Source organism: Methanofastidiosum sp. (genome assembly GCA_020854815.1).
GTDB lineage: Archaea > Methanobacteriota_B > Thermococci > Methanofastidiosales > Methanofastidiosaceae > Methanofastidiosum.
The window spans coordinates 1-16,481 of the sequence record JAHKLW010000094.1 but is presented as its reverse complement, the minus strand read 5'-3'; the positions used below and the strand labels follow the sequence as shown (position 1 = coordinate 16,481).

General features: G+C 38.4%; 17 protein-coding genes. 9 read left to right on the top strand and 8 right to left on the bottom strand.

Going from position 1 to position 16,481, the window contains the following annotated elements:
- The 3 genes from KO464_10565 to topA form a co-directional block, all read left to right on the top strand.
- The coding region (locus KO464_10565) for a glutamate-5-semialdehyde dehydrogenase (GenBank protein MCC7573799.1) at positions 1–975 on the top strand (975 nt) is incomplete at its 5' end.
- A gap of 22 nt (positions 976–997) precedes the next feature.
- On the top strand, positions 998–2,122 hold the full coding sequence (gene proB, locus KO464_10560) for a glutamate 5-kinase (GenBank protein ID MCC7573798.1): 1,125 nt from the start codon (positions 998–1,000) through the stop codon (positions 2,120–2,122).
- Between the two features lie 64 nt (positions 2,123–2,186).
- On the top strand, positions 2,187–4,364 hold the full coding sequence (gene topA / locus KO464_10555; GenBank protein ID MCC7573797.1) for a DNA topoisomerase I: 2,178 nt from the start codon (positions 2,187–2,189) through the stop codon (positions 4,362–4,364).
- Positions 4,365–4,427: 63 nt separating this feature from the next.
- Here topA and KO464_10550 read toward each other — a convergent pair whose 3' ends face one another.
- Both KO464_10550 and KO464_10545 read right to left on the bottom strand, forming a co-directional pair.
- Positions 4,428–4,604, bottom strand: a complete 177-nt coding sequence (locus KO464_10550; GenBank protein MCC7573796.1) for a type II toxin-antitoxin system RelE/ParE family toxin — start codon at positions 4,602–4,604, stop codon at positions 4,428–4,430.
- A gap of 80 nt (positions 4,605–4,684) precedes the next feature.
- Positions 4,685–4,870 carry a hypothetical protein gene (locus KO464_10545; protein MCC7573795.1) on the bottom strand — a complete coding sequence of 62 codons (186 nt, stop codon included), beginning with the start codon at positions 4,868–4,870 and terminating at the stop codon, positions 4,685–4,687.
- Positions 4,871–5,062: 192 nt separating this feature from the next.
- Between KO464_10545 and pgk the strand changes: the two genes are divergently transcribed.
- From pgk to KO464_10530, 3 genes are all read left to right on the top strand, one after another.
- The gene (gene pgk / locus KO464_10540; protein ID MCC7573794.1) at positions 5,063–6,424 is read left to right on the top strand and encodes a phosphoglycerate kinase; all 1,362 of its coding nucleotides are present in this window, start codon (positions 5,063–5,065) and stop codon (positions 6,422–6,424) included.
- A 65-nt stretch (positions 6,425–6,489) separates the two neighbouring features.
- Positions 6,490–6,804 (top strand): nucleotidyltransferase family protein, encoded by a 315-nt coding sequence (locus tag KO464_10535; protein MCC7573793.1) that lies wholly within the window; start codon positions 6,490–6,492, stop codon positions 6,802–6,804.
- A 47-nt stretch (positions 6,805–6,851) separates the two neighbouring features.
- Positions 6,852–8,030 carry an aconitase X catalytic domain-containing protein gene (locus KO464_10530; GenBank protein MCC7573792.1) on the top strand — a complete coding sequence of 393 codons (1,179 nt, stop codon included), beginning with the start codon at positions 6,852–6,854 and terminating at the stop codon, positions 8,028–8,030.
- Position 8,031: 1 nt separating this feature from the next.
- Here KO464_10530 and KO464_10525 read toward each other — a convergent pair whose 3' ends face one another.
- Positions 8,032–8,541: a ferritin family protein gene (locus tag KO464_10525; GenBank protein MCC7573791.1), complete on the bottom strand. Its 510-nt coding sequence runs from the start codon at positions 8,539–8,541 to the stop codon at positions 8,032–8,034.
- A gap of 5 nt (positions 8,542–8,546) precedes the next feature.
- Complete coding sequence (locus KO464_10520) at positions 8,547–9,704, bottom strand: FprA family A-type flavoprotein (GenBank protein ID MCC7573790.1); 1,158 nt, start codon at positions 9,702–9,704, stop codon at positions 8,547–8,549.
- A gap of 99 nt (positions 9,705–9,803) precedes the next feature.
- Here KO464_10520 and KO464_10515 point away from each other — a divergent pair, with 99 nt between their 5' ends.
- Complete coding sequence (locus KO464_10515) at positions 9,804–10,574, top strand: rhodanese-like domain-containing protein (protein MCC7573789.1); 771 nt, start codon at positions 9,804–9,806, stop codon at positions 10,572–10,574.
- Positions 10,575–10,622: 48 nt separating this feature from the next.
- Here the strand turns inward: KO464_10515 and KO464_10510 are convergent, their stop codons facing one another.
- Complete coding sequence (locus KO464_10510) at positions 10,623–10,802, bottom strand: DUF1858 domain-containing protein (GenBank protein MCC7573788.1); 180 nt, start codon at positions 10,800–10,802, stop codon at positions 10,623–10,625.
- A gap of 62 nt (positions 10,803–10,864) precedes the next feature.
- The gene (locus tag KO464_10505) at positions 10,865–11,701 is read right to left on the bottom strand and encodes a radical SAM protein (protein ID MCC7573787.1); all 837 of its coding nucleotides are present in this window, start codon (positions 11,699–11,701) and stop codon (positions 10,865–10,867) included.
- Positions 11,702–11,922: 221 nt separating this feature from the next.
- On the opposite strand from KO464_10505, the gene KO464_10500 reads away from it, so the two are divergent.
- Entirely contained in the window at positions 11,923–13,908 is a 1,986-nt protein-coding gene (locus KO464_10500; GenBank protein ID MCC7573786.1) for a sensor histidine kinase, read from the top strand.
- The gene (locus KO464_10495) at positions 13,905–14,732 is read left to right on the top strand and encodes a response regulator (GenBank protein MCC7573785.1); all 828 of its coding nucleotides are present in this window, start codon (positions 13,905–13,907) and stop codon (positions 14,730–14,732) included. The genes KO464_10500 and KO464_10495 overlap by 4 nt, the downstream gene beginning before the upstream one ends.
- On the opposite strand, the gene KO464_10490 is transcribed toward KO464_10495, so the two are convergent.
- Complete coding sequence (locus KO464_10490) at positions 14,701–15,858, bottom strand: hypothetical protein (GenBank protein ID MCC7573784.1); 1,158 nt, start codon at positions 15,856–15,858, stop codon at positions 14,701–14,703. The two genes, KO464_10495 and KO464_10490, sit on opposite strands and share 32 nt — an antisense overlap.
- Positions 15,858–16,481 (bottom strand): ATPase (locus tag KO464_10485; GenBank protein ID MCC7573783.1); only part of this gene is annotated, 624 nt, incomplete at its 5' end. The genes KO464_10490 and KO464_10485, both read right to left, overlap by 1 nt.

Sequence of the window (16,481 nt, the reverse complement as noted above, 5' to 3'; positions counted from 1 at the left end):
TACCAGATTGCATCTCCAATTGGAGTGATCGGGATGGTCTTTGAAGCAAGGCCTGATGTTGTCCCACAGATAATCTCCCTTGCTCTAAAAAGCGGAAATGGTGTCTTATTAAAGGGCGGCAGAGAATCAGCAAAGACAAACAAAGCCATCTTTGATGTTCTGACAAACGCTATTACCAACAAATCTATCCCAAAGGGGGCTTTCCAGCTCCTTGAAAGAAGGGAAGATGTAACTGAGATGTTAAAGCTTGATAAGTACATTGACCTTATTATACCAAGGGGCTCAAACGAGTTTGTAAGGTTTGTACAGTCAAGCACCAAAATCCCTGTATTGGGTCATTCTGATGGTATATGTCATGCGTATGTCGATAAAAAGTATGATGAGAAAAAGGCGCTAGATGTGTGCTTTGATGCAAAGGTCCAGTACCCTGCAGTATGCAATGCCATTGAAACTCTTCTCGTCCATGAGAAATCAGCAAAGAAGTTCCTCCCAAAGATGGGAAAGATGTACAAGGAAGCGGGCGTAGAGATGAGATGCTGTGAAGAGAGCTATGAGATTCTAAAAGATTTGAAAGTCAAAAAGGCAAAAGCCAAGGACTGGTCTACTGAATATAACGACCTCATAATCTCAATAAAAGTCGTGAGCTCTCTTGAAGAGGCTGTATCTCATATCAATAAATATGGCTCCCACCACACAGACACTATAATAACAGAGGACAAAAATTCATCGGATTACTTTTTGAATTTTGTTGATTCATCATCAGTTATGCTAAACGCCTCCACAAGGTTTGCAGACGGATTTAGGTATGGAAAGGGTGCTGAAATAGGAATCAGCACTGGAAAGATTCATGCTAGAGGGCCAACAGGTATGGAAGGCATGCTAATCTACAAGTATAAATTGATAGGTAATGGACACAAGGTAGGAGATTATGTCGGAAAGGGTGCAAAATCTTTCACCCATAAGAAATTGATGTAACGAGACCCAGAAGGAAGAGAAAATGACTGAAAGAAAAGAGCTATTCAAAGACACAAAGAAAATCGTTGTGAAGATTGGTACTTCAAGCCTTACCGCAAAGGATGGAAAGTTCAACAGAGCCTTTGCAAGTGATATCGCAAGACAGGTTTCTATGCTAAAGTCCCAAGGGAAGGACCTGATACTAGTTTCTTCTGGTGCGATAGGCACAGGTTGCGAGGCATTAGACTTTAAGGAGCGGCCAAAATCAATACCCTTAAAGCAGGCTACTGCGGCTGTGGGTCAAAGCATTCTGATGCATGAGTGGAGCCAGGCTTTTGATAAGTACGGCTTTAAGGCCGCGCAGATACTTCTAACATACGATGCCTTTTCTGACAGGAAAACTTACCTTAATCTTAGGAACAGCATGTCAGCTCTCTTAGAGCTAGGCGTCATACCAATCATAAATGAAAATGATCCCATATGCGTCCACGAGATAGGCGATACGTTTGGGGACAACGATACACTCTCAGCAATGGTGTCAAGTAAGGTCGAGGCAGACCTATTAATATTAATGACAGATATAGACGGTCTTTATACAAAGAATCCAAAGAAGGCGAAAGATGCAAAAAAGATACCGGTGGTAAAAGAGATAACTCCCGAAATTGAAAGCTATGGCGGGAAAGCCGGGGACAAAGGTACAGGCGGGATGAAGACAAAATTAGAGGCAGCAAAGATTGCCCAAAAGTCAGGTTGCTTCATGGTCATTGCGTCAAGTGAAGAAAAAGACCTGATATTAAGAGTCATGTCAGGTGAAGATATCGGGACCCTCTTCCTCCCAAAAAAGAATATTGAGAAAAACAAGATAAGGTGGATCACTCTATCGAAACCTAAAGGCAAGATAGTTATCGATGAGGGGGCAAAGAAAGCGCTTCTCGACCACAAAAGTCTATTGCCAAGGGGCGTTATTGATGTTGAGGGGGATTTTGATGCCGGCGACATCGTTGCCATTGAAGAAAACAATGAAGTTTTTGCCAAAGGCATAACAAACTACACAGAAAAAGAACTAAAGAAGATAAAAGGCAGAAATACTGATGAGATAGAGTCAATCTTGGGCTACAAGAACTACAATGAGATAGTTAAACATGAAAATATTGGGATAATAAAATAATATTTTTGTAGATTACCTTAAATATTTGAAAAGCCTTATAAGTCGATTTCTTTTTCCCTTTCCAATGAATACCCTCATATTGACCGAAAAGCCAAATGTGGCAGAGAAGATTGCAAACTTCCTCGGCAAGGCCAAGAAAAATCAGCATGAGGGAATAAAGTATTATGAAGTCGAAGATGGCGACAATAAAATCTATGTTGTTTCTGCAGTTGGCCACCTTTACAAACTGAGACAGAGAACACCTATCAGAGATTATCCTTTTTTTGATGTAGAGTGGGTTGAAACTTTCAAGAACAGCAAGAAAAGTAAGTACGTCGAGCCTTACGTAAGACTTATTGAAGAGATATCAAAGGACATGGACACTTTTGTAAATGCATGCGACTACGATATCGAGGGCTCCGTTATCGGGAATAACGCACTTTTGTATGGCGCAAAGACTGACATATCAAAGTCATATAGGATGAAGTTCTCATCGCTGACAAAGGATGAGATTGTATCTGCCTATGAAAATCTAAACCCGCCAGACTACCCAATGATAAACGCAGGTCTTGCAAGGCATATCCTTGACTGGTACTATGGTATCAATACCTCAAAGGCTATGACTGAATCTTTGAAAAAGGTCTCAGGAAGGTATGTGACACTCTCTGCAGGCAGGGTCCAGACGCCCACATTGAAATTTCTATTAGAGAGAGAAATGGAGATATGCAGGTTTGTATCTGAGCCTTACTGGATATTGTTTATTGGATTCAAAAAGGACGGCATCTCTGTCAAGGCATCATACCAAAAGGAGTTCTTTGATGAGAAGGAAGCTTCGGCCATTTTTAAAGATATCAAAAATAAATCTGCAGTAGTAACAGGGGTATCAAAGAAAGAGAAGCGGATAAATCCCCCCTATCCTTTTGACCTGGGCACCTTGCAGAAAGAAGCATACAAGAACTTTAGCTTCCTGCCAAAGAGAACTCAAGATATTGCACAGTCACTTTATGAGGCAGGGCTTATCTCATATCCAAGGACTTCATCTCAAAAATTTCCAAAGAGCCTTAATTTGAGGGCCATTATGGAAAAATTAAAGAAAGTTGACGATTATTCAGATCACTGCGAAGAGCTTCTAAAAACTAATCTTATCCCAACTGAGGGGAAAAAGGACGATCCCGCGCACCCTGCAATTCACCCAACAGGGGAAGTTCCAAAGAAATTAAACGATGACCAGGCGAAACTTTTCGACCTAGTTGTGAAGAGGTTCTTTGCTGTCTTTGGAAAGCCGTATGTGTATCAATCGATATCAGTTGAGATTGATGTAAACGGCCACTCATTTTTTGCAAGTGGCAGAGTTGGAATTGATCCAGGATTTTTGAAATACTATGGCGATTATTCTGGTGTTGAAGAAGTTATACTGCCTGAGCTATCTGAAGGAGAAAAAATAGAAAAGATTTCTCCAAAGAAGGAAGAAAAGGCGACAAAGCCGCCTCCACGTTACAATCCAGCTTCGGCCGTATCTGAGATGGAAAAACTTGGCATCGGGACAAAAGCAACAAGGGCGAACATGGTTGACATCCTTTATACTAGAAACTATATCGATGGCCGGCAGATAATTGTGACTGACCTTGGTGAAGGTATAGTGGGTACCTTAGAGAAATACTGTCCGGACATAGTTTCAGTTGAGCTAACGAAGCATTTTGAAGAGCAGATGGAAAAGATTCAGGAGAATGAGATAACTAAGGAAGAAATACTTTCCGAGGCAAAGGAAAAACTCATTGATATTTTCAGTAAATTCAAAGAAAATGAGGAAGATATAGGAAAGGAGCTCTTAGTCTACCTTGAGAGGGAAGAGAGAAGGAGGAACTATATCGGTATCTGCCCAATGTGTGGAGAGGGGGAGCTTTTTATTAGAACCGGAAGATTCGGCCCTTTCATAGCATGCCAAAGATATCCAGAGTGCGATGCTACTTTTTCACTGCCAAGTAACTGCATCGTCAATCCAACTGAAGACAAATGTAAGATATGTGGATTTCCAGTCGTGATTGCAACAAGAAAAAGATCAAGGCCTCAAACAGTCTGCATAAATCTTGAGTGTCCATCAAAGAACAACTATTCAGCACCAATGGATGGAAAAAAATGTCCAAGGTGCGGAGCGGGCCTTGTCATAAAGAAATCATTCTACGGTCCATTCATTGGATGCAGTAGTTATCCAAAGTGCAGGTACACTGAAAAGATTGAAGAAACGAAAGAAGAAGAAAATTAGAATCTTTTTTAATGTTAATATTTCTCTTTTATTTAATCATATAAATACAAGGGCAGAAACTTATTACTGATAAAATTTATCTCGTTTACCTATTTTCAATATATTAATTATATTCTCGTTTTCATAAATTTCATAAGAAATCCTAAAGCCACCTATTCTAATTCTATAAAGATTTGTTTCTCCTCTGATTTTCTTATATGGAAAACTATAAGGATTTTCTTTTAGATGATCAATTATCATATATAATTTTTTCTTATTAGATTTAGGAAGATTTCTTATAAAACTAGAAGATTTGTGTGATAAAATTACCTTATACATTTTTAGTCACAAAATGTATTCTCATATATCTCATATTGTCCATTCTTAATTTCTTCCCTTAATTTCTTAAATTCTTCTTTTTCGTCATCTGTAATTTCTTCAAATCCTAAAAAATTATCAATTTTACTATTGATTTCTTTTAGCATTTCTTCAATGTGGTCCAGTCTTTCCATAAGAATGTCAGTCAATTTAATCCCTATTATTAATTATTAAAACTACTATATAAATATTTACTGGGTGGGGGAAAAAAGATAGGTAATTTATATATCGCTATTTTTTGATGCAATAACAGAATCGAAATATTTGGCAGATAACACATTAGCGAATACTTGGCAATACCTTTATAAATTTTTGACTGTTTTTAATGACAGAGGGAGAACATGAAGATATTAAAAACTCCACATCACGATCTTGTTTTTGCTGGATTTTCTGATCTTCCTGAAACGACGGGGACGGCCTATTTCAGGACTGATATAAACGGACCCCCCGGCCCTTCAGTTAGGATGGAGCAGGCCGTTGACACGATCTGCGATTTAAGAAAACACCAGGAGCCAGGGTCAAACATTCTCATAGTTGCTCATGCGTCAAAGGCTGAGAAATCTATTGAAGAAAACTTTAACGAATTGAAACTTGAAATTGATAATAGCAAGATAGAAAGTTCACTTCCCATAAAGAACATCTTCTTTGCAAGGGATCTAAGTGAACTTAAAAAATTAAACGAGTCAAACAAGGACTCAATTGTTTTTTTGGAAAACATCAGAAAGGTCTGTGATGATGAGCTTGTTCCGCCAAGTGAATCTACAAAAACTGAATTCTGGAAATACTTTACCCAGTTTAAAAAGATAAACGGTGCACTGTCATGCTGCCACAGGGATTCACTATCTCTTAGATTGTTTGCTGATGGTTGCTACTGTAATGACCAGTTCATAAGTGAGCTCTACGACATAACTCAGCTCTATACTGACACAAGTGAGCTCAAGATGTGGGGAGTCGCAGGGGCAAAGTCAGAAAAACTTGATGCGATACGACTTACCGAAGGAAGGGACGATCTCATGGTTGTCCTAAATGGAGGGCCTGTTTTTGTATTGCTACTTTGGGCACTATCCCAAAAGGCAGTATCTCTAAAAAGGACACTTCCAACTTCTATAGGAAAGGAAAACACAGAATTGATAGAAAAATTCTACAAGAAAAACTGGGAAAAAGTCAAAGAAAATGCCCTTGAAATTGCAAAAAAAATTGATAACGGCTCAATCAGTATGATACTGCCAATTGACGTCAACATCAAAAAAGCAGATGGCACGACGAAGACTGTAAATTTAAAGGATATAGGGGAAGGGAAGTTTGAATCAATAGGGCCAAACAGCATCACAATGATAGGGAACATGGCTGCAAAGAGGATATTTCTCCAGAACGGCTCATGGGAAGAGCGAAATGTTCTAGACTGCTGCAAGACAGAGTCTACAACAAACAGCTTTTGTAAGGAAGTATTGAATAAATCAAGCAAATTCTTCATAAACGGTGGGGATACGGTCTCAGACATTAGGACCTTAGAAAATGAGCTTAAACTCTCAAAATACAGGGAAAAAGGAAAACTAAAGGAGCTTGCTGTTGGAGGATTTGTTGTCCACTGGTGGAAGTATCTACACCAAGGCAAGTATGTGCCGCATGGTGTAAAATACGCTGAGATAGGAAGCTTTAGGACGCTCTACATGAAGAAGAAAGAGCAAAGAGGATTCAACTGAAGATACCAGTTTGAGATTCAATACAAACCATTATCTATAAATACAAGACTAGCATATTTTATTTTATGAATCCTTCAGAAAGAAACAAAACACTTGTTTCTTTTCTAACAAAGCACGGCGCTAAAAAAATCGGCATATTTGGATCAGTTGCAAGGGGAGAAGATATGTCGGATAGCGACATTGATATTCTCGTAGAATTTAACGAAGTAAAAAGTCTATTTGAAATGGTTGGAATAGAGCTTGATCTAGCCGATGTTTTGGGAAAAAAGATTGATCTCGTTACAGAAGGAGCTTTGAGTCCTTATATTAAAGATAAAGTCCTGAAAGATTTAGTTGTGATTTATGATGAAAGAAAGCGAGGAAATATACTTATTATTTAGGATTGCCTTTTCCAAAGATTTATAACACTGGGAAAAAATTATAGAGTATGTATCTTTCTAAGGAAGAGGAGCGGATATTAGACGGAGAAGAAGGTTATGCCGCTCAAAAATCAATGGAAATTTTATCATCCCTTGGAGATATCTATGGTGCCGATAAACTTATCCCTATTTCGTCATGCCAGATAGCTGGGGCCTCTTACAAGACTATAGGCGATGCTGGGCTCTTCTTTGTATCTGAGTTTGCTAAAAGTTCTAGAGTTAAGGTAAAGTCCACATTGAATCCCATAGGAATGGATTCAACTGAATGGCAGCGGATGGGGATAAAAAAAGAATTTGCTGAAAAGCAGCTTGACATCCTTGATGCATATCTAAAGATGGGAATAGATTGTAGTTGCACATGCACCCCTTATCTAATTGGAAACAGACCAAATTGCGGAGAGCATGTTGCATGGAGTGAGTCTTCTGCAGTATCATTTGTAAATTCAGTACTTGGAGCAAAGAGCAATAGGGAAGGGGGACCATCCTCCCTTGCCTCAAGCATAATAGGGAAGACTCCAAACTATGGCTTGCATCTTGAACAAAATAGAAAAGCAGGGATAATCGTTGATATCAAGACAAAAATAAAATCTTTTTCTGATGTGGGTGCTTTAGGAAACTACGTTGGTTCAATAGTGGGAAATAAAATCCCTTACTTCAAAAATCTAGAACTCAACTCTGACAAACTAAAATCACTCGGCGCCTCAATGGCAGCTTCTGGGTCAGTTGCCCTCTACCATGTTGAAGATTTGACCCCCGAATATGGTAAGGCTATTGGTGATGAGCTAGAAAAAATAGAGATTGGAAAAGAGGAGATAGAAGAAAGTAAGTGCAAGCTAAACTCTTCTGACGATATGGAATTGATTTGCATAGGATGCCCACACTGCTCAGTTGGGGAAGTAAAAGAAGCATTGGAACTCTTCAAAAAGGAGGGCAGACAGTTCAAAGGGGACATATGGATATGCACCTCAAGGCATGTCAAAAATGAGCTTGAAAGAACAGGCGTTGCGCAAGAGATAGAGAAGTATGCAAAGCTTTTAGCTGACACTTGTATGGTGGTAACACCTATCGAGGAGATGTATGAAAAAACAGCTACAAACTCCGGCAAGGCAGCAGTGTATCTGCCATCACTTTGCAAGCAGAAGGTAAGGTTCGGTGATCTAGATTCTTTGATAAGGGATTTCAAGTGAACTAGTCGTCGAGAGTGAATTCTCTAATCCCAAGCCAGTACCCTGTTCCCCCAATATAGTCAATTTGTGTCTGGATCAGCGCGAAGTGCTCTTCCTCCATCCTTACAAGGTAAGAAAACATCTTCTTTGATTCTTCATCCCATGAATCCTTTATGCACTGCTTGTAGTACTCTATACCGTTTTTCTCAACTTTTTGGGCCAGCATCAAAATAGCTAAATCGTCCTGGCCGAGATAACTTGTTTTTTCAATCTCTTTTTCAACATCAGGGACAATTTTAATTACTTCACTTTTTTCAACTTCAGGGAATATGCATTTTCCACCTTCCATCTGGGCTTTTAGTGCAATTTCTAGAATCTCCCTGTGCTTGATCTCATCAAGCGCTAATTTCAAAAACATGTCCTTACCAACGGCATTTGAAACTTTAATTGCAGATTTTATGTAAGTTCTCAAAGTCTCCTTTTCAGCTTCAATTGCAGTCTCAATGATCTTAACTTTCTGATTGTTTTCCATAATAACTATTCTTCTTTATTATTTTTAGTCCTTTCGCCTATTCTAATCCCTAGCTCATAACATAAATTAATTTCTTCTTCACTTGGCGCATACTGAACTTCTAAAGGCCAATCAATCAATTCAAAATTTAGATTTGGAGTCAATTCTAGAAGTTGAGGGATAGGGCTTTGCCTATCAGAGTAGCAGGTAAACAACGTAAGAGATTTATTTCTCAATCCTAAAAGTTTAAGATAATGAAATAGCTTTGATATCTCAGGCGGCACGCTATTTTTAAAAGAGGGGCATCCTACAGCAATTGATTTGGATTCAAAGAGCTTCGTTAGGATGTACCCTGTATCCATTTTTTCATAGTTTATTACCTCAACTTCAGTTCCAGTTCTCCCAACACCATCTGCTATTGCGTATGCCATCTTTTCTGTGCCCCTCCATGTAGAGCTGTATATCAAAGTGAATTTATTTTTTGATTTCCCTTTAATCCAGCTTTGGTATTTTTCAATTATCTTTTCTACACCTTCAAACCAAATAAAGCCGTGGTTTGGCGCTAAGACCTCTATATCATTTAAATCAGGCAGTCTAGTTAGGGGCGTCAGATAATTGACAAAATAGGAAAGTGCATCGAATTCTAGTTTTTCTATATCTGTATCCATTCTATTATAAGAAGCGACATGTTGGGAGAATAAATCACCGGAAAAGAGTATGTTGTCCTCCTTCAAATAAGTCAGTAATATCTCATTATCATTTAATTTAAACTCTCTAAACAAAAGATTTGTTTTTCCAAGATTAATTGAATCCCCATCGCGAACAATCTCAAAATCCCATTTGCCGTTATGATACTTTTCAATTGCTTTTTTAGAATCGTCAGTTGTAACGATAGTTGCGTTCTTTGCCCTTTTCATAAGGAATGGGAGGCTCCCTGAATGGTCCATGCAATAGTTTCCGATTATAACGTAATCAATATTAGATATATTGGTGACATCATTTATCCTCAAGAGGTTCTCTTGGGTAAACCCATGTTTTACGGTATCAATCAAGGCTGTTTTTTCATCAGAAATCAGGTAAGAATTATAGGTGGTGCCTTTTGGAAGAGATGGCCCAAAATTAGGCGGATTGTGGTCAATTGCACCTACCCAAAAAACTCCTTCTTTTAACTTGAACGCCTTCATTAGAAAAAACTTAGAAAAGCTCTTTTTATATTTTCTTGTAAAAATAGATATTTGTTTAATAGTAGAAACTCTTATATCTGATTTTCAAAATTATTTTACATGATTAAAAGGAAAATATTTTCTATACTAATTTTATTGGTGTTATCTTTAAGTATACTGCCTGGGACAATGGCCGAAAGTAAAGTTGCAGTCGTTGCAAATAGCATTGACATCGAGATGAATCCTGGCCTTATCTCAATCTTAAAAAGTAATAATCTTGCAGTTGATTATTTTGGGGAAAAAGATGGCGGATACGATTCTTATGACTACATAATAATACTAGGAGGCCCTGATGCAAAGGAACATACAGGCGGCATCTCCAAAAGAATTCTATCAGACTCTGACCAGAATAATCTCAAAACTAAAAAATACAGGATGATGTATGAAACAAGCGACACCTACAAGAAAAATCAAAAAGTCTTTGTACTTGCAGGCTCTGACCGGGAGTATACAAAGGCTGCTGTTGATATGTATCTTGCTCAAATAATTTCTAAAATAGCAAGTCAATCCAATAAACCTGAAACTCCAGCTACCCCGGGTATAGGGAAGAATATCTCGGCCTCGGAACTAAAGCAATTGATCCAAAGCGGAGAAGATATTTATTTAGTTGATGTAAGGACCGCTGGAGAGTATGCAGGCGGACACCTGCAAGGTGCAGTCAACATCCCCTCCGACAAGATTAGTACTAGAATAAGCGAGATACCAAAGGATCGAAAAGTTATACTCTATTGTGCTAGTGGGGCTAGAGCTGTGAGTAGCGCAACTTATTTGCGTGGAAAAGGCTTTGATAACATCTATGCCGTAACAGATCCCTATTCTAGCCTTAAATAAAATATTAAATTTATTTATTTTTATAAAAATAGATATTAAAATAAAAAATTATTTTTTGACTGATTTGTTTAGATCCTGTACAAGGACCTCAACATCAATCCCGTGAGCCATTGCTCCTTCCTCTAAAGTCTCAAACTGGGCAATTGCACAACCAATGCATCCAAGTCCGTGTGACATGAAAACAGGAACTGTTTCTGGGAATTGTTCTACTATATCTCCAATAGACATATCCTTTGTTATCAACGCATTCACCTCCTTTGAAAAAAATATAAATCAATTTAAAAATTTAACTAACCGTGAAAATACTCTGAATCTGACCTACCCTCTTTTTTATAGTCGCTATCATGACCTGGTATACCGACAGCATCTGCTCTGCACTGCCTGCAGAGCTTGAATTGCGGCAGATATTCTCCTGCTTTTTCTCTAGCTCCAGAAATCTCTTCACATGTAGGTGGCCTTAGCTCCTTGAACTTGTTTAGGGGGATTAATGGTATGATATTCATAAGGTCAGCGCCATAGTCTCTTCCTTTTAGTGCAATTTTCTCAATTTCACTGAGATTAATTTCTGGGATCAAAACAGTGTTGATCTTTACAAGCATGTCCGCCTTTTTTGCAGCAAGTATACCTTCCCACTGCTTCTCCAAGAGCTTTCTTGCTGCTTGCCTTCCTTTGATGATCTCCTTATCAAAGTTAATCCACGAGTAAATTTTTTCTGCTATCTCTTCGTCTAAGGCATTAACAGTCACTGTGACAGTTTTGACGCCAAGATTCGCTAACTCTTTTGCCCTCTCCTTTAACATTAACCCGTTTGTTGAAAGGCACTTTATGAGTTCTGGGTATTTCTCATCGATTAACTTCAGTGTCTCAAATGTGGCCTCATTTGCAAGCGATTCACCGGGCCCAGCTATCCCCACAACTTTCAGATTCTCAGTGTCTTTTAGAGTTTGAGTCAATCTATCTAGGGCTTCTTTTGGGCTCAATATGCATGCCGAAACACCAGGCCTAAACTCACATTTGTTTATGCTTCTGGTGCAGTAATTACACTGAATGTTGCACTTTGGTGCAACTGGCAAGTGTATCCTACCCACTGTGAAATGAGATTTTTCATTAAAGCAGGGGTGCGCCATTGTTATATGGGCGTACTTTGAACCCACATTCTCCCAGACCGGATTTTTCAAAATGTCACCTTTACAATTTGGAGCTTTTCCTCATATATAAATCTAAACTTATTAAATATAAATATAATCACATTAGACAAAAGGAAATAAAGAAATAAATTTATATAGTATAATTCTCCAACAAGATTTAAAAGCCTTAAAGAAATATTTAGATAAGAGGGTCTAGATAGATGGTTAGTATACCTTTTTTGAGGAGAATTAGAAACAAGTTCATAGCTACATACCTAATAGTACTTTTGGTACCTGTAGTTGCAATTGGGTATTACAGTATTAATTTTACCATAAATTATCTAGAAAATGATGCCTTGAAGGTCGTGGAGCAACAAGCTGAGATTACTGCAAAGGAAATAGAGAAATCTTTGGGGGTTGCCGAAAGCGATATTGATTTTCTAAGTCAGTCGGCATCGTTACGAGCTTTGGTAGATGCAAGGAACAGGGGCTCTATCATTGAGTATATCGTATATCGGGAGCGGCTGATTGAAGAGTTCTATAACTTCACAAATTCGAAAAAGGCCTATTCAAGTGTTGTCTATATCGATGAGAGTGGAAAAGAGGTTGTAAAGTTAGTATATAACTGGAATCAGGTTTTTATTGCTACAACTTCTGCCCTCTACGATGTTTCAGAAGAAGAGTATTTTCAAAAGACAATGACCCTTTCTAGAGGCCAGCTATATGTTTCCTCTCTTGAAATTTCTTCCCAAATAAAAACTGATTCTGGAGATCTCATAGTAACATATGCGAAACCTGTCTTTGACTCAAACGGCATCAGACGGGGTGTTATTCTCATAAGTTTTCCTGCACAGAGAGTATTAAGCCCAATATTAGAGCTTTCTGCTAGGTCAAATCTAAATACCTTCATATTAAATAAGCAAGGTTATTACATCTCTAAGGTGGGAACTTCGAGCATATCAAATCCTTATTTTGCCGGGGAGAGTTTTATCGACCAGTATAAAGCTCAAGGATTTCTTAAGATTCTTTCAGGCACAAGCGGTACTATCTCAGAAGGAACTGACCAGATTATAGCCTACTCGCCAGTTTTTCCATCTTCGGTGGATAGGAATAACTTCTGGATTGTTGTGGTGACGTATTCAACAAACACTCTGTTTGAGCCAATATCAGAATTTGAAAATAGTTTTATTCTTATTGTAATGTCAACAATTATCATCGCAGTGTTTTTTGGTGTCATTATGGCGGACAGGATAACAAGACCCCTTAGGAAGCTTGTCTATGCATCAAGGAGTCTTGCCGAAGGTGACCTAAAACCAAAGATTGATATCAATAGTGAAGATGAAGTTGGAGAACTTGCAAAGGCTTTTGTCGACATGTCAAAGGATCTCAAAAAATCCTATGATGACCTTGAAAGAAAGGTTAAAGCGAGAACGCTTGAACTTCAAAAAGCAAATAAAAAGCTATCAGAGACAAATATAGAGCTTGTAGAGCTAAACAAGAAGATATCAGAAGCCAATAAATTAAAATCACAATTTTTGGCCAACATCACGCACGAACTTAGGACTCCCTTGACATCGATTATAGGGTTTTCTGAGGTAGTCCTAAACGAAGCCAAGTTGAATGAGGAGCAGGCCGACTATCTTGAGACTATTTTGAGAAACGGAGAGATCCTTTTGAAACTCATAAACGATATCCTGGAATTATCAAGGCTTGATGCTGGAAAATCAAAACTCTATCTTACTGAGTTTGATTTGCAGGATGCCATAAATAAAACTCTAAAGATAGTTTCTCCCTTAACAAAGGATAAGAATATCTGGGTTTCATTGAATGTGCGTGAAGTCGATGACATAGTTGCTGATGAGGATAAGATAATAGAGGTCTTACTAAATCTTTTGACAAATGCCATAAAATTCAATGTGGATAATGGGAAGATTGCTGTTAGGGCATTTAAAGTGGATGACCACGTAAGGGTGGAAATTCAGGATACAGGGATAGGGATCAATAAGGATGAGCTAGACGTAATATTCGATGAGTTCAGACAAATTGATAGCTCTGAGACAAAAAGCTACCGTGGCACAGGCCTTGGACTCTCAATTTCAAAGCATTATATCGAACTTCATGAAGGACTTATCTGGGCGGAAAGTGAACCTGGAAATGGGTCAACTTTTATATTTGAGATACCTATTAAACAAGGGGAAGATAAATGAGTAAAATATTGATTGTTGATGATACAGCGGATAATGTAAAACTTATCAAGGCGATGATAAAATCAGTTGCAAGCGACATCGATGTTGCAGTCGATGGCGAAGAGGCCCTAACTAAGATTTTAAATAATGAATATGATATCGTCCTCCTTGACATAATGCTGCCGAAGATATCAGGCATTGATGTATTGAAAAATGTGAGAGAAAAGGAAATTGACATCCCGATTATCGTCATGACCGCTTACGGCTCTGAAGAGCTGGCCGTTGAAACATTAAGGGAAGGCGGAGATGACTATCTAATAAATAAACCCATAAGAACTGAAGACCTCCTTGAAGCTATTAATAAGGCACTTGAAAAAAGGAAGTCTAAAAATCTAGAAGATGATTTCACAAACGAAGATGCCTATTCAATGATTTCAGAATTTGAGAATTTTTTGAGGGAGTTCATCCTTGAAGCGTTGAAAAGAAAGTACGGCCCCTCCTGGTGGGACAGAGGCATCCCCAACTTCATAAAATCAATCTGTTTGAAAAGACAAAACGATGCAATAGTCAGAAAAAGGGAAGTTTATCCGCCATTATTTTATACAGACTTCTCCCATTATCTCCCTATAATACTTTTTAAGAACAATGAAAAGGAGATAGACAACTGGAAGGATGTCTTTGAGTACTATTTTGTCAGCATCGGCTGGATAAAAGGCCGATTGATAGAGTTGACAGAAATCAGGAACGAGATAGTCCATCCCAAAAAAATTACAAAGAGGCAGTTTAAGAAGATGAAGCTCTACATTGATGAAATCATTGAGTATATGGACAGGCCTCACGATTAAAATTCTTTATTTCATAAATCCTTTTTCTCATTTCTCTGATTCTAAGGCTTGTTGTGCCATATCTTCTATCACACTTATTACAGATGCATTCTTCTTTTTGCGGGCATATGATATATTCTGCAGATTCATTTGTTAATCCAAAATCCTCTAGCCTTTTTTTTAAATTGGTATCATTTCCTGAAAAAGCGTCTTCGAAGTTTACAATGCTCCTTTTTGATGAGGGCAAGAGATACCTGTTCTTCATGAAGACTCGCTCCTGAAGTCTATTTAGTAGTATGTCTTCTGGACAATCCGCTTTTCTGTAAGGTACCCCGAGCTCAGTTAATGCGATAATCCTCTCCTCATAAGAGTCAAGTGGCGTTTCTTCTTTAGAGAGGGATGCTGTTGTTCCTTCGACTTTTTTTAATGGTAAATCTACCTTTCCGATGTTTACATAGCAGGAAAGTGCCGACCTGATCGCATAATTTGATAGGTAAGTTAAGAATACCCCATTTTCGTCTAGCCTATTGACCATTAGCTTTACGAATTCAATTGTGAAAAGTTCAGGTGAAACTTCAGACTTGTATGGGTCAAAGAATATGGCATCATATTTTACTTTCAAATCAGATAGGATTTCTTCGGCATCACCAATGTGAAGCCTAATGCTCGGGTCATTTTCATATGCACAGTTTTTGATTAATCCCATTTTGTGAAGCTTATGCTCCACTGCACCCCTTAGTCTTTCAAACTGGGGAATTAGAAAAGAATAATTTTCTGGGATGGGGATTATGAGTGAAACTGCCGATATCTCCCAAAACTTTTCTACCATATCAATCTCTAATTTAGGATTATGGTGCATTGCGTAAAGCGCATTGTAGCCAAACCCGCTACATATGTCAAGGAGTCTTTCTCTTTCTCCTATCTTTGAAGGGATTGAGTATGCATGAAGCCTTTCTTTGAGAGCGCCAATGTATGAGTGCATCGTGTCTTGGAACTGCAGAGAAAGGGAACCATCTCCGGTAATAATAAATTCATCCTTTATTTCTAGGAAGAACGCTCTTCTAGAGTCAATTATTTCTTGTTTTGTAAGGCTCTTTTTATTTTCAGATTCAAAATAACTGGTAATTTTTGAAAGGTCCATGTACATTAATCCCTCTCAAATCTGAATATGCTTCTTAACGAAATTAATCCTTCATTTGACTCTAGGATGCCTGCCCTAACTTCCCGCAAAACCCTGTGTGCGGTGAAAAACTTTTTCGAGGGATGCAACCTGTGAACTTCCTTTAGCAAGGGACACCCAAACCCTGGCGACTCATACCCAGGTATTCTACCAGAAATATATTTCATGTCTTTCTTCTTGAGAGCTAATAAGGAAGGCAGATTAATTCGGATCATGCCATCTTTAACTAAGATAGTTTGGGAGCCTGTAGGCAGAAGATCGCCAAAGGCAACAGCGTTTATGCCACGCTTTTTAGTGGCCTCAATTATGACTTCTTCCATGTGTTTGTGGCACCTGCCACAAGGATGGTATCTCCCTTCAAGTGCACCTTTTACAATCTCCGAGATGTCGCCCTCTATGTATTCGTGCGGCACGTCGAGATGATTAACAACATTTTGGATTATAGATCTAGTCCTCTTTGGGACAATCATGTCAGAGGGATAATATGTGAGTGCAACTACCTTAAACCCCATCTCTTTTAACAGATAAAGGGTAGAGGTGCTGTCTGACCCGCCCGAGTATGAAACAGCGACTGTGATTTCATTATCAAT

Excerpts from the sequence above, each read along its gene's own strand:
- proB (MCC7573798.1), top strand. The coding sequence starts at position 998 with ATGACTGAAAGAAAAGAGCTATTCAAAGACACAAAGAAAATCGTTGTG.
- topA (MCC7573797.1), top strand. The coding sequence starts at position 2,187 with ATGAATACCCTCATATTGACCGAAAAGCCAAATGTGGCAGAGAAGATT.
- KO464_10550 (MCC7573796.1), bottom strand. The coding sequence starts at position 4,604 with ATGATAATTGATCATCTAAAAGAAAATCCTTATAGTTTTCCATATAAG.
- pgk (MCC7573794.1), top strand. The coding sequence starts at position 5,063 with ATGAAGATATTAAAAACTCCACATCACGATCTTGTTTTTGCTGGATTT.
- KO464_10535 (MCC7573793.1), top strand. The coding sequence starts at position 6,490 with ATGAATCCTTCAGAAAGAAACAAAACACTTGTTTCTTTTCTAACAAAG.
- KO464_10530 (MCC7573792.1), top strand. The coding sequence starts at position 6,852 with ATGTATCTTTCTAAGGAAGAGGAGCGGATATTAGACGGAGAAGAAGGT.
- KO464_10525 (MCC7573791.1), bottom strand. The coding sequence starts at position 8,541 with ATGGAAAACAATCAGAAAGTTAAGATCATTGAGACTGCAATTGAAGCT.
- KO464_10520 (MCC7573790.1), bottom strand. The coding sequence starts at position 9,704 with ATGAAGGCGTTCAAGTTAAAAGAAGGAGTTTTTTGGGTAGGTGCAATT.
- KO464_10515 (MCC7573789.1), top strand. The coding sequence starts at position 9,804 with ATGATTAAAAGGAAAATATTTTCTATACTAATTTTATTGGTGTTATCT.
- KO464_10510 (MCC7573788.1), bottom strand. The coding sequence starts at position 10,802 with ATGTCTATTGGAGATATAGTAGAACAATTCCCAGAAACAGTTCCTGTT.
- KO464_10505 (MCC7573787.1), bottom strand. The coding sequence starts at position 11,701 with ATGGCGCACCCCTGCTTTAATGAAAAATCTCATTTCACAGTGGGTAGG.
- KO464_10500 (MCC7573786.1), top strand. The coding sequence starts at position 11,923 with ATGGTTAGTATACCTTTTTTGAGGAGAATTAGAAACAAGTTCATAGCT.
- KO464_10495 (MCC7573785.1), top strand. The coding sequence starts at position 13,905 with ATGAGTAAAATATTGATTGTTGATGATACAGCGGATAATGTAAAACTT.
- KO464_10490 (MCC7573784.1), bottom strand. The coding sequence starts at position 15,858 with ATGTACATGGACCTTTCAAAAATTACCAGTTATTTTGAATCTGAAAAT.